This is a genomic window from Kocuria rosea subsp. polaris (genome assembly GCF_001483755.1).
Taxonomy (GTDB): Bacteria; Actinomycetota; Actinomycetes; order Actinomycetales; family Micrococcaceae; genus Kocuria; species Kocuria cellulosilytica.
Genome location: NZ_LQBK01000022.1, coordinates 221,215 through 243,394, shown reverse-complemented (window position 1 = coordinate 243,394; position 22,180 = coordinate 221,215). Strand labels below are relative to the sequence as shown.

Annotated in this window: 15 protein-coding genes and 1 tRNA gene; 9 read left to right on the top strand and 7 right to left on the bottom strand. The window is 73.3% G+C overall.

Annotation, left to right across the window (positions count from 1 at the left end):
- Window positions 1–2: 2 nt before the first annotated feature.
- The 4 genes from glmU to AVL61_RS11370 all read right to left on the bottom strand — a co-directional run bounded on the left by glmU (window position 3) and on the right by AVL61_RS11370 (window position 3,900).
- On the bottom strand, window positions 3–1,460 hold the full coding sequence (glmU, locus tag AVL61_RS11385; protein WP_231738396.1) for a bifunctional UDP-N-acetylglucosamine diphosphorylase/glucosamine-1-phosphate N-acetyltransferase GlmU: 1,458 nt from the start codon (window positions 1,458–1,460) through the stop codon (window positions 3–5).
- Window positions 1,461–1,692: 232 nt separating this feature from the next.
- A tRNA-Gln gene (locus AVL61_RS11380) sits at window positions 1,693–1,765 on the bottom strand.
- Between the two features lie 62 nt (window positions 1,766–1,827).
- A complete protein-coding gene (locus tag AVL61_RS11375; protein ID WP_058874439.1) occupies window positions 1,828–2,595 on the bottom strand; it encodes a hypothetical protein in 768 nt (255 codons plus the stop codon).
- A 348-nt stretch (window positions 2,596–2,943) separates the two neighbouring features.
- Window positions 2,944–3,900, bottom strand: a complete 957-nt coding sequence (locus AVL61_RS11370) for a calcium-binding protein (RefSeq protein ID WP_197412686.1) — start codon at window positions 3,898–3,900, stop codon at window positions 2,944–2,946.
- A 442-nt stretch (window positions 3,901–4,342) separates the two neighbouring features.
- Between AVL61_RS11370 and AVL61_RS11365 the strand changes: the two genes are divergently transcribed.
- The 4 genes from AVL61_RS11365 to AVL61_RS11350 all read left to right on the top strand — a co-directional run bounded on the left by AVL61_RS11365 (window position 4,343) and on the right by AVL61_RS11350 (window position 10,043).
- A complete protein-coding gene (locus tag AVL61_RS11365) occupies window positions 4,343–6,187 on the top strand; it encodes an ABC-F family ATP-binding cassette domain-containing protein (protein WP_058874437.1) in 1,845 nt (614 codons plus the stop codon).
- 232 nt (window positions 6,188–6,419) lie between these two features.
- Window positions 6,420–7,160 carry a hypothetical protein gene (locus tag AVL61_RS11360; RefSeq protein WP_058874436.1) on the top strand — a complete coding sequence of 247 codons (741 nt, stop codon included), beginning with the start codon at window positions 6,420–6,422 and terminating at the stop codon, window positions 7,158–7,160.
- Window positions 7,161–7,243: 83 nt separating this feature from the next.
- Window positions 7,244–8,398 carry an aminoglycoside phosphotransferase/kinase family protein gene (locus AVL61_RS11355; RefSeq protein WP_058874435.1) on the top strand — a complete coding sequence of 385 codons (1,155 nt, stop codon included), beginning with the start codon at window positions 7,244–7,246 and terminating at the stop codon, window positions 8,396–8,398.
- A gap of 79 nt (window positions 8,399–8,477) precedes the next feature.
- Window positions 8,478–10,043 (top strand): arylsulfotransferase family protein, encoded by a 1,566-nt coding sequence (locus AVL61_RS11350; protein WP_082697097.1) that lies wholly within the window; start codon window positions 8,478–8,480, stop codon window positions 10,041–10,043.
- Between the two features lie 141 nt (window positions 10,044–10,184).
- On the opposite strand, the gene AVL61_RS11345 is transcribed toward AVL61_RS11350, so the two are convergent.
- Complete coding sequence (locus AVL61_RS11345) at window positions 10,185–11,429, bottom strand: ScyD/ScyE family protein (protein ID WP_058874433.1); 1,245 nt, start codon at window positions 11,427–11,429, stop codon at window positions 10,185–10,187.
- A 215-nt stretch (window positions 11,430–11,644) separates the two neighbouring features.
- On the opposite strand from AVL61_RS11345, the gene AVL61_RS11340 reads away from it, so the two are divergent.
- Complete coding sequence (locus tag AVL61_RS11340) at window positions 11,645–13,336, top strand: polymer-forming cytoskeletal protein (RefSeq protein WP_058874432.1); 1,692 nt, start codon at window positions 11,645–11,647, stop codon at window positions 13,334–13,336.
- 3 nt (window positions 13,337–13,339) lie between these two features.
- Here AVL61_RS11340 and AVL61_RS11335 read toward each other — a convergent pair whose 3' ends face one another.
- Window positions 13,340–13,786, bottom strand: coding sequence for an FAD synthase family protein (locus AVL61_RS11335; RefSeq protein ID WP_058874431.1), 447 nt, complete (start codon window positions 13,784–13,786; stop codon window positions 13,340–13,342).
- Between the two features lie 181 nt (window positions 13,787–13,967).
- On the bottom strand, window positions 13,968–15,167 hold the full coding sequence (locus AVL61_RS11330) for an acyltransferase family protein (RefSeq protein ID WP_058874430.1): 1,200 nt from the start codon (window positions 15,165–15,167) through the stop codon (window positions 13,968–13,970).
- Between the two features lie 397 nt (window positions 15,168–15,564).
- Here AVL61_RS11330 and AVL61_RS11325 point away from each other — a divergent pair, with 397 nt between their 5' ends.
- From AVL61_RS11325 to AVL61_RS11310, 4 genes are read left to right on the top strand one after another with little or no spacing between them, the layout of a single operon-like run.
- Window positions 15,565–16,278 carry a hypothetical protein gene (locus tag AVL61_RS11325; protein WP_157571389.1) on the top strand — a complete coding sequence of 238 codons (714 nt, stop codon included), beginning with the start codon at window positions 15,565–15,567 and terminating at the stop codon, window positions 16,276–16,278.
- Between the two features lie 33 nt (window positions 16,279–16,311).
- The gene (locus AVL61_RS17890) at window positions 16,312–20,400 is read left to right on the top strand and encodes a fibrinogen-like YCDxxxxGGGW domain-containing protein (RefSeq protein ID WP_058874428.1); all 4,089 of its coding nucleotides are present in this window, start codon (window positions 16,312–16,314) and stop codon (window positions 20,398–20,400) included.
- Window positions 20,397–21,221, top strand: a complete 825-nt coding sequence (locus tag AVL61_RS11315; protein ID WP_058874427.1) for a CDP-alcohol phosphatidyltransferase family protein — start codon at window positions 20,397–20,399, stop codon at window positions 21,219–21,221. Before AVL61_RS17890 ends, AVL61_RS11315 begins: the two co-directional genes overlap by 4 nt.
- Window positions 21,211–22,176 carry a glycosyltransferase family 2 protein gene (locus tag AVL61_RS11310; RefSeq protein ID WP_058874426.1) on the top strand — a complete coding sequence of 322 codons (966 nt, stop codon included), beginning with the start codon at window positions 21,211–21,213 and terminating at the stop codon, window positions 22,174–22,176. The genes AVL61_RS11315 and AVL61_RS11310 overlap by 11 nt, the downstream gene beginning before the upstream one ends.
- The last annotated feature ends 4 nt before the right edge of the window (window positions 22,177–22,180 follow it).

Sequence of the window (22,180 nt, the reverse complement as noted above, 5' to 3'; positions counted from 1 at the left end):
TGTTACTCGCTTTCCTCGGTGGTGTCCGCGCCGGTTCCTGCGCTGGAGTGCTCGGGAGTCCCCGGTGCGGCCGTGGCCGCGCCGTTGCCCAGGGCCCGCTCGGCGGCCTCGGCCGCGGCGGTGCCGGCACGGTGCTCCAGGACCCAGTTCTCGACGACCCGCTGCGCGCCCTCGGTCAGGGCCAGGGCTCCGGGCGGCACGTCCTTGCGGATCGTGGTGCCGGCCCCGGAGTAGGCGCCGTCGCCGACGTGCACGGGCGCCACGTACATGTTGTCGGAGCCCATCCGGACGTGGTCCCCGATCACGGTGCGCTGCTTGCGCACGCCGTCGTAGTTGACGAAGACCGAGGCCGCCCCGATGTTGGAGTGCTCGCCGATCGTGGCGTCCCCCACGTAGGACAGGTGCGGGACCTTCGAGCCGGTGCCGATCCGGGAGTTCTTGGTCTCCACGAACGTGCCGATCTTGCCCTGGTCCCCGAGCACCGTGCCCGGGCGCAGGTAGGCAAAGGGACCCACGCTCGCGCGCGGTCCGATCACGGACCCGGAGCCGTGTGTGCGCACCACGTGCGCGCCGGGGCCCACCTCCACGTCCGTGAGGGTGGTGTCCGGGCCGACGACGGCGTCCTCGCCCACCCGGGTGCCCCCGTGCAACTGGGTCCCCGGCAGGATCGTGGCGTCCGCGGCGATGCGCACCTGCACGTCGATCCAGGTGCTGGCGGGGTCCACGACCGTCACGCCGTTGCGCATGTGCGCCTCGAGGACCCGGCGGTTGAGGTGGGCGCCGAGCTGGGCGAGCTGCACGCGGTCGTTGGCGCCCTCGACCTCCCAGCGGTCCTCGATCTTCAGCGCGTCCACCGCGTGGCCGGCCTCGCGGGCCAGCAGCGGGACGTCCGTCAGGTACATCTCGCCCTGGGCGTTGTCCGAGGTGACCTTCGCGAGGGAGTCCCGCAGGACGTCGGCGTCGAAGGCGAAGATGCCGGAGTTGATCTCGGCGACCGCGAGCTCGGCCTCGGTGGCGTCCTTCGCCTCCTTGATCTCCCGGAACGAGCCGTCGGCGTCGCGCAGGATCCGGCCGTAGCCGCCGGGCTGCTCGTGGTCGGCGGTCAGCACGGTCACCGCGTTGGCCCGCTCCTCGTGGTGGGACACCAGCCTCCGCAGGACCTCCGGGGTCAGCAGGGGGACGTCGCCATAGGTGACCACCACGGTGCCGGCCAGCCGCTCCTGGGCGTCGAGCGCCTCCACGGCCACCTGGACCGCCCGGCCCGTGCCGGGGACCTCGTCCTGGTCCACGATGAGCGCCTCGGGGTCCTGCTCGAGGACGTGCGGGGCCACCAGGTCCCGCTCGAAGCGCACCACGGCGGCCAGCCGCTGCGGGTGCAGGCTCCGCGCGGCCACCAGGCAGTGCCCGACCATGGAACGACCCCCGATCCGGTGCAGGATCTTGGGGGTCTTGGACTTCATGCGCGTGCCCTTGCCGGCGGCCAGGACGATGACGGCGGCGGGCCCGACGGCCGCCCCCGGACGATTCGCAGGGGTCTGGGGGGTGCTCACAGCGGGATGCAGCTCCTCGGTCGTCGATCGTAGAGAGGAGCCGGTGGGCTCACCGGCTCCGGCTCCGTTCCGTCTCACTAGCTGTTGCGCTCTTCGGCTCTGGCACTTCCGAGCTTCCGGGCTGTCTGGCGGGATGCGGACGTTCCGCCTCTAGGACTCGAACCTAGACTCCACGGCTCCAAAGGCCGGGGTGCTGCCGATTACACCAAGGCGGAGCACCGCCGTGGAACGGCAGTGGTGCACGCAGTGCACAGGCAGTCACCCTACCACTCGGGCATCAGGCCCCGGCCGCTCCCGGGCGTCCCAGGACCACGATGATCCGGGCCTGGGCGGCGGCCTCCCGCAGCTCCGGGACGGCGGCGAACAGGTCCTCGACCGTGTCCTCGTCCACCCCCGAGATGATCAGCGGGGCGAGGTCCAGCAGGGGCCGCATCCGCTCGAACGCGGCAGCGGGGCCCTCCCCCGCCTCCGAGGACGCGGCCACGTTCCAGGCCACGGACGCCAGGTAGTGCGGGTCCACGTCCAGGGTTCCCGCCGCACGGGCCCGCTCCAGGAACTGGACCAGCTCCACCTCGTCCGCGGTGGCGCCCTCCGTCTCGAGCAGCAGGTGCACCTGGTGGGCCGAGGCGGCCTCCGCGAGCGCGGCGAGCATCGAGTAGATCCGGTCCTCGCTGCGGCCCCGCCCGCCGACGCCGGCCCGCGGCACCACGAGGTACGCAGCACCCACGCCGGCGGCCAGCGAGAGGTGGTCGTCGAGCACCGCGATGACGCCCTCGTCCGGGATGTCCTGGTCGATCGAGATGTCCGCCCGGATCATCAGCGGATCGGCCCCCGCGCCGCGCAGGGCCTCCCCCACCTGGCGCTGCGGCACCGAGCCGAGGTGGCGGCCGACCAGCTGGCCGGGCCCGGCCGGGATCTCCACCGGCCCGGGGTGCTCCGTGACGGCGCGGACGGCGGTCTCCAGGTCCGTGATGCCGTTCAGCCTGGTGCCCAGGGGTCGCGTGCTGGGGGTCGAGGAGGATCGCTCCGTCGGGTTCTGCTCCATGGCCCCATGCTCTCACCCGTGCTTGTGCCGCCGCTTAGAAATTTCTGTTCGCACACCGGCCGTCCCCGCCGCCGAGCCCCCAGTTCCCGGCACTCCGACACGTCGAGCCCCGCTTCCTGGCGCTCCCTCGCCGCCGAACCCCCACCTCACTGGGCTCCGACGCGCCGAGCCCCCAGTCCCGTCGCGTTTCCCCACGGATATTCCTGGGGATGTGCGACATGACTGGGGACTCGGCGGGTCATGCACCCAACGGGTGGGGGCTCGGTGGACGTGCTGGCGGTGGCGGCGGCGCCTCACCAGTGCGTGAGCGCCACCGCCACCGTTGCACTGCAACCGTCATACCGCTGATCAGAGAGCCTTCATCCTCCTGACCGACTCGCAGTTGAGCACGGTGTCACCGCCGTCGGCCTGGCACTTGTCCACGCCCTGCTCGCCGTTCAGATAGTCGTTGAAGGCCACACCGTCCACACCGTCCAGGTAGTCGTTGCCGGTACCGCCGTAGTGCTTGTCATTCCCCTTCTCCCCGTAGAGCTTGTCGTTTCCAGCGTCGCCGTACAGGGTGTCGTCCTCGGTGCTGCCGTAGAGGGTGTCGTCGCCGTCCTGACCACGCAGGGTGTCGTCGCCCGCCTGCCCGTAGAGCTTGTCGTTTCCAGCGTCGCCATACAGGGTGTCGTCCCCCGCACTGCCGTAGAGCCTGTCGTCGCCGTCCTGACCACGCATGAAGTCGATGCCCGATCCGCCGGACACGTAGTCATTGCCCGATCCGCCGAACAGGTAGTCGTTGCCGGCCTGTCCGAACAGGTAGTCGTTGCCGCTCTGCCCGTAGACGATGTCCCTGGCGGTCCCGCCGTAGACCACGTCGTTGCCCGTCCCGGTATCGACGCGCGACGACTTGGTCACGGACGTCAGGTTCACCCTGTCGTTGCCGCCCCCGGTGTCCACCCGGACGGACGAGACGCCCGCCGCGGCACACCGGATGGTGGTGGTGCTCAGCCTGACGCACTGGTTGCCGGCGACCACGGAGTCACCGGTGTCCGTGACCCTGTAGTAGGCCTTGCCGCCCTTGACGTAGGGAGCCACGGTGATGTTGTTGTTCTTTCCCGGACTGGCCGCGATCTTCAGGACGCTGCCCTCCACCGCCACGCCGGTGCTCACGGCCTGGGCCGGCGTGAACCCCATGAAGAGCGTGGAGCCGGCCAGGACACCGGCCGCCACGACTCCGGCGAGCCGCTTGCGCGGTGAAGTGCGGCCTCCCCTGCCGTCGGGACAGGAACGAGATGCATCGGGACGCTGTGTTGTTGCCATGATGGTGCCTCCGCAATTGCTGGTCTTCGCCTGCGGCGCCTCGTGACGCCATCTACAGCATGCGGAGTCATGCATTCACGAAGCGTCCACCCCCAGCATGAGGATTCGACTACACCCGGGGATGCATCGCCGGATAGTGAATCGCTTCGATGCCCCGGCCTTCCCGCTCCGCCGAGTCCCCAAGCACGTCGCATTTCCCCACGATTCTTCCTGGGGGAATGCGACCGGTCTGGGGGCTCGGCGCCAGTGGGCCCAGAGAGTTGGGGACTCGGCACCAGGGGGGGGCTCGAGATACTGGGGAGTCGGCGCCAAGCGGCCCAGGAAGTTGGGGGCTCGGCGCCAGGGGGCCCAGAGAGCTGGGGGCTCGGCGCACCAGCGGGCAGAAGCTTGGGGGCTCGGGGCAGCGGGTGGGGGCGGGCGGGCACGCGAGTACCCTTGACGGGTGGCACATCTACTCGGCGGCGAGAACCTGCACCTGGAATTCCCCACCAAGACGGTCTTCGACGCCGTCAGTCTCGGCATCGACGAGGGCGACCGGATCGGCATCGTGGGCCGCAACGGCGACGGCAAGTCCACGCTCATGAAGCTGCTCGCCGGGCGGCTGAAGCCGGACGGGGGCCGCGTGACCGTGCGCTCGGGCGTGCGCGTCGGCATGCTCGACCAGGCCGACGTCCTGGACCCGGAGCTGACCGTGGGGCACGCCGTCGTCGGCGACCGCGAGGAGCACGAGTGGGCCGGGGACGCGAAGGTGCGGGACGTGATCTCGGGGCTGGTCAAGGACCTCGACTGGGACGCGAAGCTGGGCGAGCTCTCCGGTGGGCAGAAGCGCCGCGTGGCGCTCGCGGCGCTGCTGGCCGGGGACTGGGACGTCATCTTCCTGGACGAGCCCACCAACCACCTGGACGTGGACGGCATCACCTGGCTGGCCCGCCACCTCGGCAACCGCTGGCCGAAGAACCAGGGCGGCCTGGCCGTGGTCACCCACGACCGCTGGTTCCTGGACGCCGTGTGCACCGACACCTGGGAGGTGCACGACCGCATGGTGGAGCCCTTCGAGGGCGGCTACGCGGCGTACGTCCTGCAGCGCGTGGAGCGGGACCGGCAGGCCGCCACCGTGGAGTCCAAGCGGCAGAACCTCATGAAGAAGGAGCTGGCGTGGCTGCGCCGCGGCGCGCCCGCCCGCACGGCCAAGCCCAAGTTCCGCATCGAGGCCGCGAACCAGCTGATTAACGACGTCCCGCCGCCGCGCGACACCGTGGCGCTGTCCCAGCTGGCGGTCTCCCGACTGGGCAAGGACGTGGTGGACCTCGAGAAGGTCTCCGTCTCCTACCCCACCGAGGACAACGGGCCCCGGGAGGTGCTCCGGGACGTCACGTGGCTGATCGCCCCCGGGGAGCGCACCGGCATCCTGGGCGTCAACGGCGCGGGCAAGTCCACGCTGCTGGGCCTGGTCACCGGCGAGGTGCAGCCCACGAGCGGGCGGGTCAAGCGCGGGAAGACCGTGAAGATCGCGACCCTGACCCAGCAGCTGTCCGAGCTGGAGGACGTGGCCGAGGACCGGGTCTCGGACGTGGTCGCCTCGAAGCGCTCCACCTACCTGGCGGACGGCAAGGAGATGACGCCGGGCCAGCTGCTGGAGCGGCTCGGCTTCACCAACGAGCAGCTCGCCACCCCGGTCAAGGACCTCTCCGGCGGGCAGAAGCGGCGCCTGCAGCTGCTGATGATCCTGCTCGACGAGCCGAACGTGCTGATCCTCGACGAGCCGTCCAACGACCTCGACACCGACATGCTCGCCGCCATGGAGGACCTGCTCGACACCTGGCCGGGCACCCTCCTGGTGGTCTCGCACGACCGCTACCTGCTGGAGCGGGTCACCGACCAGCAGTACGCCGTGATCGACGGCCGCTTCCGGCACCTGCCCCGCGGCGTGGAGCAGTACCTGGAGCTGGCCTCCCAGTCCCGCACCGGCACGGCCGCCGGCTCCGCGAGCGCTTCGAACCCGCTGGCGGCCACGGGGACGGCGTCCCCGAACGGGACGACGACGGCGCAGGGCGCGCCCAAGCTCTCCGGTGCCCAGGCCCGGGCCGCGCAGAAGGAGGTGGGCTCGATCGAGCGGAAGCTGGAGAAGCTCGCCGCCCAGGTCGACGCCCTGCACGCGGAGATGGCGGCGCACGACCAGTCCGACTACACCGGCCTGGGCAGGATCACCGCCCGGCTGAACGCGGTCCAGGACGAGATCGAGGAGCTCGAGCTGCGCTGGCTCGAGCTGTCCGAGGACCTGGCCTGAGCCTCAGGTGCGGGACCCGGTCGGATGACCCAGTCCGAGCCTCGTGTCGGGGACCCGGTCCGGAAACCTCGCCGGGGCACCGTGGCCGAGGGCGGATACGGGGACGGGGGCCGGTGCCCGGGCGGAATCGATCGTGATGCAAACGTGAGGTCACGTCCGCAAACCGCGTGCCTAGCGTGGAACGACCAGTACCGGACGGCCCCCCGCAGCCGGGCCCGAACAGGAGGTTCCCATGACCCGCAGCACCCGCACCGCCCTGGGCACCCTGAGTGCCGTCGCCCTTGCCGTCACGCTCACCGGCGGACCGGCCATCGCGGCAACACCGCACCCCGCGGAGTCCACGCCCCGGCCGGCGCCCACCGTTCCCGCCCCAGCGCAGGACGGGCAGGAACAGGGGGTGCAGGTCGTCGAGGCGGTGGATCTGCCCCTGGAGGTCACCCAGGCGGCCGACGGGTCGCTGGTGGTGACCCACCCCGCGACTCTGAGCGAGGCCTCGAAGCAGGAGGTCAGCCACAGCCTGCCGGGAGGCGGGAGCGCCATGGCCGTCACCGACGGGAGCCGGGCCGTGATCCCCCTCGAGGGCGACGGCACCTACGAGATCCGCTACCTGGACACCGACTACAGCCGGCTCGCCATCCTGGGCATCGGCGAGGCGACAGCGGTCGTGGAGGACGGCCGGCTCGTCGAGGTCATGACGCCCTCCTATCCTCGCGGACAGGAGGTCGCGCTGTGGCAGGCCGGCCGCGCCGGGGTGCGGATCGCCGTGCCGGCGGCGACGGTCGACGAGGTCTACTGGACGCTGGCCCGGGACGGCGTCCCGGTCCGGCTCAACACCGACCACCGGCCGGTGACCGTGGTGCGCGAGCTGGCGGACGGGAACTACTCGCTCCAGGCGACCACCAGCGACCAGCCGGGTCCGCTGACGGCCACCACCATCACCTTCACGGTGGAGGACGGCTGGATCGTCCCCTGAGCCACCACGAGCCTCCCGGCCGCGACCGCCCGCCCGCGCCCCACCCGGAGTCCCGCGCCCTGGCCCTGCTGTCGGGCTCCGGGATGGGACCGGTCCTGGAGCGCGCGCTGGCCCCGGCCGGGCTGTCCGTGCTCCGGTGGACCCGGCGGCGGGTCCACCACCGCCCCGGCGCCGGGGTCACCGCGGTCTTCGACGTCGTGGCCCTGGACGGCGAGCAGCACACCGCCGAGGTGGTCTGCGTGAGCACCGCCTCCCCGCCCGCCGGCACACCACCGGGAACGGTGCGCAGCCGGCACGCCGGCGTGGAGCTCGTCGCGTGGCGGCACCCGCACGACCCGTGGCTGCCCGGCCTGCCCTGGGCGTCCTCGCCCGAGGCCGTGGGCCGGGAGGTGTTCGCCTCCGCCGTGCCCGCCGAGCTCACGGAGGTCTCCTACCGGCCCACCCGCCGGGCGGTGCTGCGGGTCTGCCACGAGTCGCAGGTGCGCTATCTCAAGGTGCTGCGGCAGGGCAGGGCCGCGGTCCTGCACGCCCGGCACCGGATGCTCCTCGAGGCGGGACTGCCCGTGCCCGCGCCCGAGGGCGAGCCGGTCCAGGACGTCGTGGTGCTCCGGCAGCTGCCCGGCGCGCCGCTGGCCGCGTCCGTGCGGGCGGACGGCGCCGCCGCGTTGGGCCCCGAGCACGTGCTCGCGCTGCTCGACGCCCTGCCCACCGCCGCCCTCGAGCTGCCCTCCCGCCCGTCCTGGACGGACCGGATCCTGGCCTACGGGCACGCGGCCGCCGTGGCCCTGCCCGAGGAGCGCGCGCGGATCGAGGGACTCGCCGCGGCGATCGACCGCGCCCGCCGGGACACGGACCCCGGTCCCACCGTGCCCGCGCACGGGGACCTCTACGAGGCCAACCTGCTCGTGGGCCCGGACGCCTGCGGACCGTTCGGTCCGCTGACGGGGCTGCTGGACGTCGACGCTGTGGGCCCCGGCCACCGCGTGGACGACCTCGCCTGCCTGGTCGCCCACCTGGCGGTCCTGCCGACAGTGCATGACCGCTACACGCACGCACCGGCCCTCGCGGAGCGCCTGCTCGCCGGCTTCGACGAGGTCGTGGACCCCGCCGCGCTGCGGGTGCGCTGCGCCGGGGTGGCCCTGTCCCTGGTGGCGGGCGCCCGCCGCTCGGGCGGCCCGCCGCACCGGGCCCGGCGGCGCCTGGAGGTCGCGGAGGGGTTCCTCGCGGCCATCGGCTGATGACCGGATCCTGCTCACCACGAACGAGGACTCGGTGTGGCAAACCCGCTCTGACCAGCACGAACGTAGGCTGGACCACATGACCCCCTCTCCACGACGACGTCGCCCTCTGCTGCTGGGTTCAACCGCTGCGGCCTTCCTGGTGCTGAGCGGGTGTTCCGTCCCCAGCGACTCCACCGGTCAGGCAGTCGACAGCGCCGAGGCGTCGCCGACCGACGACGCGCCCATCGCGCAGTCGCCCGTCTTCGAAGGCGACCACGACGCCTACCGGACCAGGCCGGACCTGGAGCAGTTCGGCGCCGACATCACCCCGGGACCGGCTGCCGAGGAAGCCTACGAGGGCGTGATCGTGCTGTCCCCGAGGAACACGGAAGCCGAGGAGCAGTCCATCGCCAATGCCGTCCTGGACGGCAACGGCGATCCGCTGTGGCTGCAGAGCTTCGATGCCCTGGACGACGCCAACGACTACGTCCACAACGCCCTGGTGCAGACCTACGACGGCGAGCCGGTGCTGACCTGGTGGGAGGGCAGCGACCAGGGCGGCCACGGGTACGGCGAGGTGGTGATGGTCGACTCGTCCTATCAGGAGGTCCGCCGGATGTCCGCCGCCGGCGGTCTGGCCGTGGAAGGGCCCGACTTCCACGAATATCGCATCACCGATCGGGGCACCATGCTGTGGGTGGCCTACGTTCCCACCCGGGCCGATCTCAGCGGCATCGGGGGACCCACGGACGGATGGGTCCTGGACGGGGTGGTGCAGGAGGTCGACATCGCCAGCGGTGACGTGCTGTTCGAGTGGAGTGCCCTGGACCACGTCCCGGTCTCGGCCACGCGCCACGTCGCCGTCACGGATCAGGACTGGGGCGAGGCCCTGGGCACCGAGGAGAACCCGCTCGACTACTTCCACATCAACTCGGCGCAGATCGACGACGACGGATCGCTGCTGGTCTCGGGCCGCAACACCCACGCCGTCTACAGCATCGACGTCGGGACCGGCGACGTGAACTGGACCCTCGGCGGCGCAGACAGCGACTTCGAGCTGTCCGAGGAGGCCTACTTCTCCTGGCAGCACGACGCCCAGCGCGCCGAGGACGGCACCATCCGGCTCTTCGACAACGCGGCCACACCCGCCTACCGCGAGAACTCGCGGGTGCTGTGGCTCGAGCTCGACGAGGACGCCGGGACGGCCGGCATCGCACGGCAGCTCGACCCGCCCGAGCCGCGGCTGTCCGACTACATGGCCAATGCGTCCCGGCTCGACAACGGCAACCTGCTCGTCGGCTGGGGGTGGGAGCACTACTACACCGAATACACCCCGGACGGTGAGGTCGTCTACGACGCCGCCACGGCACCCTTCGACAGCTACCGGGCCTACGCCGCGCAGTGGACGGGGACCCCGACCGAACCACCCGCTCTCGTCGTCGACGGCGACAGCGCCTACGTCAGCTGGAACGGCGCGACGGAGGTCGCGCAGTGGCGGCTCCTGGCCGGTGCCGACGAGGCCGGCGCCACAGAGCACGCGGTCGTGGACAAGGACGGCTTCGAGACCCGGATCCCGGCACCGCCCGCAGCACCGTACGTCGCGGTGGAGGCCCTCGACGCCTCCGGCGAGGTGCTCGGCGCGAGCTCCGTGCACGCCGAATAGCCCGGTCCTCCGGCGCCGTCATCGGGCCCGGAACGGATCGTGCGGCACGTGCGCGGGGAGTCGCGCCAGGCGCCGGCGAGCGGTGGCTGGACCCGCCACCGCCCGCCGTCGTCGTCGTTCCGTCCTGTCCTACTCCTCGTCCTACTCCTCGGCGTCCTCCAGACGGTAGGCCTCGGAGAAGTCCAGCTCCCAGACCGCTCCGCCGCCCACGGCGCCGAACGGGTTCTGCGGTCCCGCCGCGATGCCCTCGGCGGTGGCCACGCTGTTCACCGAGGCGTAGACCTCGCCGTGCCGGCCGGTCGCCAGGCCCGCCGGGAGCGGGACGTCGATCGCGTACCGCGCGGCGTCCTCGTGGTGCCGGTGCAGCACCACCACCTGGCCGGGCACCTTCCCCGGGGTGGACGGCGCCTCGTCCGCCGGGGTCTCCCCCGGAGGCATCGGCGGGGTCGGCCCGAACAGCTGCGAGACGTACAGATGGCCGCGGTCCACGGCCACGCCGGTCACCGCGGTGAAGCCGTCCCAGCGCTGCAGCTCGGTGCCGTCCGCGGAGAACTGCACGACCGAGGCCTCACCCGGCCGGACCGACCCCAGACCGCCCACGTAGACGTTGCCGTGCCGGTCCGCGGTCAGGGACGTCGGCACGAACTCGGCCGGGCCCTCGGGGTCGTCCGTCCCGTCCGGCAGCGCGGTGGTCGGCCACGTGGCCCACGCGGTGATCTCGTACGCCGGCAGCGAGTCCTCCGTGGCGGTGGCGAAGTCCGGCTCGACCTTCCACACGGTGTTGGCCCCGGCGTCGGCCACGAGCGCATAGCCGTCCGGGGACACCTCGTCGTCCCCGTCCACGTAGAGGATCGCGTACGGGTTCGAGTCGACCTGCGCGCCGTCCGGGTTGAGCTCCTCCTCGGCCGCCTGCAGGTCGGCGTAGGAGACCAGGTACGTCTCCCCGTTCTCCTTGGTGCCGGCCACGAACATCGCCCCGCCGCGGGCCTCGAACACCGAGAGGTCGAGACGCTCGGGGTCGTAGCCCGTCATGATGTACTGCCCCGCCACGTCCGTGGCGTCCGCTCCGGCGGGCGCCTCCGCGAAGGTCCCGTCCGGGCCCGCCACGGACAGCAGCCCCTCCACGACCGTCGACACCGTGGGCGTGTCCCGTCCCGGGTTCTCGATCAGGGTGACGGCACCGCTCGGCCCCGCGCACCGGGCCCCGACGCACTCCGTGCCGCCGCGGCCCGCCTCGGCCACCACGAGGGCACCGTCCTGGTCCCGGTTGAGCTGGCGCGGGTTGTCCAGTCCGTCCGCGACCACGCGCGGCCCCGCCGGCGGGTCGTCCCCGTGCGCGAGCGCCGCGGGCAGCGGCCCCGCCAGCACCACGACTGCCGTGACCACGCCTGCTCCGAGTCTTCTTGTCATGACCCACCCCCGGTCGGATCCCGCCGCGCGCCCGCCGCGCGCCGCCCTCAGGCTAGGACCGGTGCCGCACCCCCACCAGGAACGCTCCGCAACCGTGACCACCTCTTCACCTACGCGCGGGTACATGGCGGGGTGCCGTCACACTGGCCGGTTCCTTGACTCCGTCCCGGCCCGGGCGTGGACTCGAGGACATGGAGACCCTGCCGGTGCCCCGCACCTCGCCCGTCCCGTTCCGCCGCCGCCTGCCGACTCTCCTGGCCCTGCTGAGCCTGCTGGCCGTCGCGCTCGCGGGCTTCCTGCTCGCCGCCCCCGCCGGTGCGGCCGAGATCCGCGGTGAGGAGAACGTGGTGGTGCCGGCCGACGAGGTCGTGGACGACGACCTGTACGTGACCGGCGGGGACGTGGTGGTCGACGGCACGGTGCGCGGCGACCTCCTGGTCGCCGCTGGGACGGTGACCGTCAACGGCACGGTCGAGGGGGACCTGATGGCCGCGGCCCAGACCGTGGTGATCGAGGGCACCGTGGGCGACGACGCCCGCGTGGCGAGCCAGGTGCTCCTCCTCGGCGAGCAGGCCCGAGTAGCCGACGACCTGGTCACGGCCGGCTTCAGCCTCGAGACGCGTCCCGGCGCCGAGATCGGCGGGGACGTGCTCCTCGGCGCCTACCAGGCCCTGCTGGCCGGCACCGTCGACGGCGACGTGACCGCCGGGGCCGCCGCCCTGACCCTGGCCGGCGCGATCGGCGGGGACGTGCAGGCGGACGTGGGCGCCGCCGACGAGGCCGGGGCCGCGTGGGCGCCCACGACCGGTGTCGCCGTGCCTCGGGTGGACCCGGGCCTGACCCTGACCGACGCCGCGCGCCTGGGCGGGGACCTGTCCTACCGGTCCGGGACGGAGGCCGCGATCGCCCCGGGCGCCGAGATCGCCGGCGAGGTCGTCTACGACCCGGTGGTGGTCGAGGAGGAGGCCGTCGGACCGGCCGGCCCGCTCGCGCTGCTGATCGACGGCCTGCGCCTGTTCGTCACGCTGTTCCTGGTCGGTCTGCTCGCGCTGCGGCTGATGCCCCGGGTCACGACCGGGGCGGCGGGCACGCTCCGGGCCCGGCCCTGGGTGAGTCTCGGGTGGGGTGCGCTGGCGGTCGTCGGCACGGCCGTCGCCGTGCTCGCGGTGCTCGCCGTGGCGGTCCTGCTGGCCATCGCCCTGGGCTGGCTGACCCTGGCCGGGCTGGCCGCCGCGGTCGTGGCCGCGGGCGTGGTCCTCGACCTCGTGCTGGTCCTGGGCCTGGTGCTCGCCCTGGCCCTGCTGGCACCGGTCGTGGTCGCGTACACCACGGGGGCCCTGCTGCTGCGGGACCGCGCCCCGGCGCGCTTCGGCAAGCGCGTGCTCGCCCTGGCGCTCGGCCTGCTGATCTACGTGCTGCTGCGGGCCGTGCCCTTCCTGGGTCCCGTCGTCGCCCTGCTCGTGGCGCTGTTCGGCGTGGGCGCCCTGGTGGTGTGGGCCTGGGACGCCGCCCGCCGCGGCCGGGCACGCCGGAGCGCGGACCGGGGCCGCGGGCACCCCGGCGCGCCGTCCGGCGACCCGCGGTACGGCGGGTCCTGGCCGGCGGGCTCGGGACCTGCGGGATCAGGGCCCGTGGGATCGGGGCAGGCCGACTCGGGGCCTGCGGGTCCCGGGTACGGCTCCCCGGCGGGGCCGCCGCAGATGGGCCCGCCCCCGGGGCAGCCGATCCAGCGGCACGCCCCGCGGGAGTCCCCGCAGGGCCCGGGGTCGCCCCAGGGACCTCGCGCGCAGGGCTCCTCGCCGGCATCGCCGCAGGGGCGCCCGCGGCCGCCGTGGTCCGGCGGGGACTCCGGGCGGGAGCTCCCCCCGGAGTCCCCGCGCTGAGTCTCAGCCCACCGGGAGCGAGAGCACCTCGAGGGCGGCCCGCAGCTTCGTGGAGGACGTGTGCACCGTGTACGGGAAGTACACGACCTCCACGCCCACCGCCGCGAACTCCCGCTCGAGCCGCTCCCCCTTCGGGGTGCCGCGCCAGTCGTCACCCTTGAAGAACACGTCGAAGCGCAGCTGCTCCCAGGTGTCCAGCTTGTCCAGCAGCACCTCGGCGTGGACCTGGTCCACGTAGCGGATGTGCTCGACGATCTCCATCCGCTCGCGCAGGGAGACCACCGGCCGGTGGCCCTTGGTGATCTCGATCAGGTCGTCCGAGACGACCCCGGCGATCAGGTGGTCGCAGTGCTGCTTCGCCTGGCGCAGGATGTTCAGGTGCCCCACGTGGAACAGGTCGAACGCCCCGGCCGCGTAGCCCACGCGCGGTGCGTGCTTGTCGGTGCTCATGTCAGTCATTCCCCCCTCGGGATCCTGCCGGGGCCTCCTGTGCCCCGGCCCGGTGGACCGCCCGGACGACGCCGGGAGTCCTTCTCGGTCTGCTCGCCGCGGCCCCGGAGGCGCGCGGCGGAAATCTGTGGGCCCGTCCGCCCGCGAACGGCAGGTCGCGTGCGGACGGGCGGGTGCGGGCTCAGCCGGACGGCTGCCCGACCGGCTGCCCGCTTGCCTGCCCGGCCGCCGGCTCGGCCGTCCGCCCGGCGGCGTGCCCACCCGAGGGCACGGCGGCCTGCTCTCCGGACGGCTCCGGCGGGACCGGGGCGGCCGCCGGCGCAGCGCGCCGGCCGGTGCGGCGGCGGTGGTGCCAGCGGGCCACGGGCTCCTCGACGAACCACCAGCAGGCGATGCCGGCGGCCGTGCCCACCAGCACGCGCAGGGCCACCCCGGCGGGACCCGGCAGCTCGCCGAACACCGCCGTCAGCGCGTGCCCGGCCCCCAGGTGGAGCAGGTAGATGCTGTAGCTGGCCAGCCCCAGGAGCTGGATCGGCGTCCACCGCATCCCCGCCAGCACCCGGGTGCCGAGCCGGCCGGTGGGCCCGTGCAGGCCCCAGAGCACCACCAGGCAGGCCGCGACCGCCTGCGCCGTGTAGCGGACGGTCTCGCGGAAGAGCTCGTCCCGGATCAGCAGCGAGCCGAGGTAGAGCAGCACGGCCAGCACCAGGACCCGGTCCCGGCCCCACCACGCCGGGGCCCCGGCCGCGCCCTCCCGGGTGGCGCGGGCGTACCAGATCGCGGCGAGCACGCCGATCGCGATGGCCTCGAGCCGGGTGTCGGTGCCGAAGTAGATCCGGTCCGCGCTGGCCCCGCCCAGGTGCAGGGCCACCCGCGCGCCCGCCGAGGCGAGCGCGGCGATCCCCGCCAGCACGGCCAGCGCGGTGGCCGGCCGGCGCCGACCCACCAGCAGCAGCCAGATCAGCGCGAAGGCCACGTAGAACTGCTCCTCGATGGACAGGCTCCACACCACGATCGAGCCGGGCAGCACGTCCACCTGGGAGTCCGTGTAGCGCCAGTTGAAGAAGAAGAAGACCTGCCCCAGGAAGTCCCCGAGACCCACCGGCCGGACCAGCCACGCGTACACGGCGGTGGGCAGCACCAGGGCCACGAGCAGCGGCGGGGCCAGCTTGAGGGCCCGCCGGCGGTAGAACCCCGCGATGTCGAAGCCGCCGGTGCGCCGGTGCTCCTTGAGCACCAGGTGCGTGATGATGAACCCGGAGATGACGAAGAAGATCGTCACCCCGCTGCCGCCCGGCACCAGCTCCAGGCCGGCGTGCGCGAGCACCACGAGCATCACCGCGGCGGCCCGCATCGCGTCCAGGTGCGCGAACTGCCGCACGGGCAGCTGCGCCCTGCGGCGCCGGCGCGCCCCTGCTGGTACCGGTACTGGTGTCTCCCCCGCCACAACGTCCCCCTGCGTTCGCCGGACGCCGCGCTCCCCCGAGCCTCGGCCGTCCCGTGCTGCGTCCGGACTCCCCATTTGCTTGAAGAAATTCCGGTGATCGCCTCACCCTACTGCGGAGAAACCTGCGTTTGCATCCGAAAAGGAGGGTCAGAAAAGGGGACATCGAAACTCGTTCCCGATCGTTAACACCGGGGTTAGACTCCATGCGATCCAATGAATCCGGACGGGGGGTCGTCCGGGAGGCCGCGGGGGTCCCTCGACCCACAACCTGCGGCGGATCACCGCGGCGCCGGCCATCGGCGCCGGAAGTTCAGATCTGGGGGGAGCTGACATGATCCTTGACCTGTCGTGCGCATCGAGCACTCGAGGTCCCACTGTCCGTACCGCGCACCGGCTGCTCGGCGGGCTCGTGCTCGCCGGTCTGCTGGCCGGCTGCGGCGCCGGCGGCGCCGGCGACGACCCGGCGGCGGAGGCCCTCGAGGCCAACACCGTGGTGGAGCTGGAGACGCCGCAGGAGGTCCGCGCCAAGGACCTGCCCTCGGCGGAGCCCGTGGCCGCCGACGCGCCGGAGGTCGAGCAGATCGAGGCGGCGCTCGAGGCCCACGAGGCCTTCGTCCCCTCGGACGAGCCGGCCCCGGAGGACCCCGGCAAGCCGCAGTCCGCCGCCGAGCTGGACGCCGCGCAGGAGCCCGCCGAGCTGGACCCGGCCGCCGTCGCGGTGGCCGAGGAGTCCGCCACCGGTGCCGCGCTCCAGGAGATCCTCGCGTCCCTGGCCGAGTTCGAGCACCAGGGCTGGGAGCAGCGCGGGACGCCCGTCGTCGTCGGCGAGCCCGTCTCCGCCCCGCTGCCCACGGACGACGGCGAGGCCGTGCGCGTGACGGTCTGCCTGGACTCCTCCGAGGTCACCGTGGTGGACCGTGACGGCGTGGTCGTCAGCGGCAAGCAGAAGGGCCGCAAGGCCCTGCACAACTACGACCTCTTCCGCCAACCGGGCGAGTCCTGGCAAGTCGTCCAGCACGGCTTCCCCGACGACCCGACCTGCTGATCCGTCCGCACGAACCTGTTGAGGAACCACACCATGGGAAACACGAACACCCCGACCCGGGCGGACCGGGCCCGGCGCCGGGCCCGCACGGCCCGCACCAGGGCGAGCCTGAGCATCGGCACCGTGCTGGCCGTCGCCACGACGCTGCTGACCTTCGCCCCGGTGGGCGCCGCCGAGGCGCCCCCGGTGGACGGCAGGACCGCGGCCTCGGCCGCGGCGTCCTGCTGGGAGATCAAGCAGAAGGACCCGAAGTCGGCCTCCGGCGTCTACTGGCTGGTGACCCCGGCGATGACCGCGCCCGAGCAGTTCTACTGCGACCAGGTGACCGACGGCGGCGGCTGGGTCCTCGTGGGCCGCGGCCGCAACGACTGGAAGGAGTACTACCAGGGCGTGGGCACGCCCAAGGACGTCTCCTCCACGGTCACGGGCACCGCGGCCTTCACGCCCAAGCAGCTGTCCTCGGAGACGGTCGACGACCTCCTGAACGGGCAGCGCCCCGACTCCCTCGACGACGGCATCCGGCTGCGCCGTGCCCGGGACGCCGCGGGCACCACCTGGCAGGAGGGGCGGATGAAGATCTCCGCCAAGCCGTACTGGAACTGGGCCTTCGGCTCCCGCACCCCGGTGACCTCCTACTCGTTCGCCTACGGCGGGAGCGTGGCCTCCGGGACCAGCGGCACCACCAACGACATCGGCACCACCGGCACGGCCCGGATGCGCTTCGAGGACACCGCCGAGACCAGCTGGCAGCGCGGCTTCCGCTACGGCGACGAGATGGCCGGCAGCAACACGTCGACCACCTACCTGTGGTCCCCGGCCGCGGGCGGCAAGGGCGCCATGCCCTTCACGCAGGTGTACCTGCGGCCCAAGGTCGACCAGAAGGCCTTCAGCGGCAAGGCGATCCCGGACTCCGGGACCGCCGCGATCGCCCAGCGGGCCCTGCCCAACAGCGGCGCCGAGCCCACCAAGTGGGGGGCCGTGGAGCGCGCCGACGGCCAGGGCGAGGAGATGAACACGGAGGTGCAGGCCCTCGAGCAGATCGGGAGCACGGTCTTCACCGGCGGGAACTTCAAGGCCATGCAGCGCAGCGCGGCCGGCACCGGGCGCGTGGCCCAGTCCTACCTCGCGGCCTTCGACGTCAACTCCGGTGAGCTGCGCACCGACTTCCGTCCGGTCTTCGACGGCCAGGTCAAGTCCCTCGCGGAGCTGCCGAACAACCGGCTCGCCGTGGGCGGGCGCTTCAGCACGGTCAACGGCGTGAGCTCCCCCGGCTTCGTGGTGCTCGACGCCACGACCGGCAAGGTGGACACCGCCTGGAACCTCAAGGTGGAGAACCTGCTCACCAACGGCGTGCTGCAGGTCCGCACCCTCGACGTGCAGGGCGACTGGCTCTACCTGGGCGGCGCCTTCACGCACCTCAGCGGCGGTCAGGAGACGGGCCGTGTCTACGCCCGCGCCGGCGCCCGCGTGAAGATCTCCACGCGCACCCCGGACTCCTCCTGGAACCCCGAGTTCAACGGCACGGTGACCAGCATCGACGCCTCCGCCAAGGGCGACCGGCTCTACGCGGCCGGCTACTTCAACCAGTCCCAGAACGCCTCGGCGTTCCGGCTGGCGTCCGTGCGGACCACCGCCGGCGCCCCGCTGGACACCTGGACCTGGGACCCGTCCGTCCCGGTGGACTACGCCGACCCGGGCCAGCTCGCCTTCCAGCTCGCCGTGCGCGAGCAGGGGAACACCGTGTGGGCCGGCGGCGCCGAGCACTCCATGTTCGGCTACGACCGCTCCACCTTCCAGCGCACCTCCCAGGGGATCACCACCGCCGGTGGCGACATGCAGGCGATCACCTCGACCGACAGCACGGTCTTCGGGGCGTGCCACTGCTTCAACTGGTTCAACGCCGGCGCCACGAAGTGGACCCGGCTCTCGACCCAGCCGACCACGGTGGCCGACCGGATCAACGCCATCGGCGCCTGGGACGCCGGCACCGGACGCTTCATCCCCGGCTTCAACCCGGAGATCAAGGGCTTCGGCGGCTGGGGCGTCTGGGCCACGCTGATGGACAGCAACGGGGTCCTGTGGACCGGCGGCGACATCAACCGCAGCATCTCCTCCACCGGCTCCCCGCAGTGGTCCGGCGGCTTCCTCCGCTTCGCCCCGCGGGACGCCAAGGCCCCGGCCGCGCCCACGGGCCTGAAGGTCGGTCTCGACGGGACCTCCGACGTCCTCACCTGGACGGCGGCCCCCGAGTCCGGGGTGACCTACCAGGTGCTGCGCAACGACCGGCCGGTCGGCACCGCCACGGGCACCAGCCTGAAGGTCCCGCACGTGGACGGCGCCCGGTACGCGGTGCGCGCGGCGGACGCCGCGGGCAACGTCTCCGCCTCCACCCCGGTGGTGCTGGCGGGCACGGAGCCGGCCCCCGAGCCGCAGCCGGAGCCCGAGCCCGGCACCAGCACCCTGATCGCCGAGGGCGCCACGTGGAAGTACCACCACAGCCGTGACGTCGCGCCCGGTGCGGGCTGGACGTCCACCGGCTTCGACGACTCCGCGTGGAAGCAGGGCTCGGCCGTGCTCGGCTGGGGCGACGCCTCGGTGAAGACCACGCTGGTGGCCGACGGCACCCGCCCGATCGTCACCCAGTTCCGCCGGACCGTGGACGTGGCCGACGCCACGAAGGTCGCGAAGCTGACCCTCACGACCCGCGCCGACGACGGGGTGGTCGTCTTCGTCAACGGCAAGGAAGTGGTCCGCTCCAACGTCACCGACGGCTCCTTCGAGGACCACCCCTGGGCCCTGGCCCCGCGCCGGACCGTCACCGCGGTGGCCGAGCCCGTCACGGTGGAGGTCCCCGGATCGGCGCTGAAGACCGGCAAGAACGTGATCTCCGCCCAGATGCACTCCAACTGGACGAACACCACTGACGCCAGCTTCGACCTCACCGCCGTGGCCACCGCCGGCACGCAGCCGGCGCCGCCCGCCGAGGAGGAGCCGCCCGCGGAGGAACCGCCGGCGGAGGAGCCCCCTGTCGAGGAGCCGCCCGCCGAGGAGCCCCCGGCCGAGGAGCCGGCCGATCCGGACGCGCTCGTCGCCGAGGGCGCCACGTGGAGGTACCACCACGACCGCGCCAACCCGCCGGCCCGCGGCTGGGCGTCGACGGACTTCGACGACGCCTCCTGGAAGCAGGGCTCGGCCGTGCTCGGCTGGGGCGGCGACCAGGTGAGGACCACGCTGGTGGCCGACGGCACCCGCCCGCTGACCACCTACTTCCGCCGGTCGGTGCAGGTGGCCGACGCCTCCACGATCGAGAAGCTGACCCTCACCACCCGGGCCGACGACGGCATCGCCGTCTACGTCAACGGGGAAGAGGTGACCCGCAGCAACCTGCCGGACGGGCTGCTGTCCTCCGGGACGTACGCGACCGCCCCGCGCCGGACCGCTACCGCGGTGGCCGAGCCCGTCACGGTGGAGGTCCCCGGCTGGATGCTGCGCGACGGCAAGAACGTCATCGCCGCCGAGATGCACTCCAACTGGACCAACACCACCGACGCCAGCTTCGACCTGAAGGCCGTGGTCACCGAGGGCGAGCAGCCCGAGGCGCCCGCGGTGCTGCCCGACGTCATCGCCCGCGGGGCCGAGTGGTCCTACCGGCACGAGGACTCGGCGCCCGAGGCCGACTGGCAGGAGGCCGGCGCGGTCACGGGCTGGCTGAAGGGGAAGGCACCGTTCGGCTGGGGCACCCCCGTGGCCACGGAGCTGACCACGGACGGGCGCCGGCCGGTGGCCACCCAGTTCCGCAAGGAGTTCACGGTGGCAGACCCGGCGGCGCTCGGGGACCTGCAGCTCACCACCCGGGCCGACGACGGGATCGTGGTGCGGGTCAACGGCAAGGAGATCGTCCGATCCAACATGCCGGAGGGCTCCCTCGACTGGACCAGCTACACGCTGGGCGCCCGGAGCACCACCGCCGCCCTCGCCGACCCGGTCACCGCCGTGGTGCCGGCCTCGGCCCTGAAGGCAGGGGTCAACGTGGTCACCGTCAGCATGCACCTCGACTACCGGGCGACCCCGGACGCCAGCTTCGACCTCGAGCTGGCGCCCCGCCCGAAGGACGCGGCATGAGCACCACCACCGGCAGCGCCGGCGCCCCGCGGCGCCGGCCCACCTTCCCGGAGGCCCTGGCCGGGCTGCGCGCCGCGCAGAAGCCCGGCCAGGGGGTCCCGGCCTACACCCGGTGGGTCAACCGCCCGCTGGCCCGCTACGCCGCGGCCGAGGCGGCCGCGGCCGGGCTGACCCCCAACGGGGTGACCGCCCTCAGCGGGGTCCTCTCCGCGGCGGGGCTGGCCGTGCTCGTGGCGCTCCCGCCGGCCCCGGCCACCGGCGTCGTCGTCGCCGTGCTCCTCGCGGCCGGCTACGTCCTGGACTCCGCCGACGGGCAGGTGGCCCGGCTCACGGGCACCGGCTCGCCGGCCGGGGAGTGGCTCGACCACGTGGTCGACTCGATCCGGACCCCGGCGCTGCACCTGGCCGTGGCCGCCGCCGCCCTGCTGCACCCGCGGCCGGAGGCCTTCCCGGCCGCGGCCCTGGCGGTGCTCGCCGCGCTGTTCGTGCTCGTGGAGGTCGGCCAGTTCATGAGCCAGATCCTCGCCGAGCAGCTGCGGCGCAAGGGCGGGATCGCCGGGCCGCCCTCGGGCGGGACGCTGCGCTCCTTCCTCAACCTGCCCACCGACGCGGGGGTCACCTGCTGGATCTTCCTCCTCTGGGGGATCCCCGCGCTCTTCCTGCCCGCCTACGCGATCCTGCTGGCCGCCCTCGCGGCGATCAGCGCGGTCTCGATGCGGCGCAAGTACCTGGGCCTGACCGCCCGGCCCGCCGACACCGCCCCGGACGCCGACGCCGTCGGCGCCCTCCCGACCGACAGGAGCACCCGCCATGTCCGCTGACGTCCTCACCCCCGCCCCGGCCACCGCCGCCGGCTTCCGCACCGAGCACCCGTCCGTGTCCGTCCTGATCGCCACCGCCGGGCGGCCGCAGATGCTGCGCGAGGCGGTCCGCGCGATCGTCGAGCAGGACTACGCCGGCCCCGTCCAGGTCGTGGTCGTCTTCGACCGCATCGAGGTGGACCCGCTCGAGGACGTCCGCGTCCCGGCCGGCGTGGAGCTGCGCACCGTGCCCAACACCCGCTCCCCGGGCCTGGTGGGCGCCCGCAACACCGGCATCCACGCCGCCACCGGGGAGATCATCGCCTTCTGCGACGACGACGACGTGTGGGCCCCGCACAAGCTCGCCCGGCAGGTGGCGCACTGGCACCGGCACCCGGAGGCCTCGGCGATCGCCGGCGCGATCGAGATCGTCTCCCACGAGCGCACCATCCGGCGCGTCCCGCAGGCCGTGGCCACCTTCCCGGAGCTGCTGGCCGACCGGATGATGGAGATCCACCCCTCCGCGCTGATCTGCCGCCGCGCCGACCTGTACGGGCCCGTGGGCCTCGTCGACGAGGACCTGCCCTCCTCCTACGGCGAGGACTACGACCTGCTGCTGCGCCTGGCCCGGCACGCCCCGGTGCACTCCGTGCCCGAGACCGTGCTGACCGTGCGCTGGGACCGGCCCTCCTTCTTCCGCCAGCAGTGGGGGGACATGGCCGGCGCCCTGACCTACATGCTGCGCAAGTTCCCCGAGTTCGAGACCTCCGACCGGGGCACCGCCCTGATGGCGGGCCAGGTGGCCTTCGCCCACGCCGCCCGCGGCGACCGCCGGGAGGCCGTGCGGTGGGCCCGGGCCGCGCTGCGCCGGGACCGCGGGCAGCTGCGCGCCTGGGGGGCCCTGGCCGTGGCGACCGGCGCGGTCAGCGCCGAGCGGCTGCAGAACGCCGTGTCCTTCTTCGGCCGAGGAGTGTGAGGCG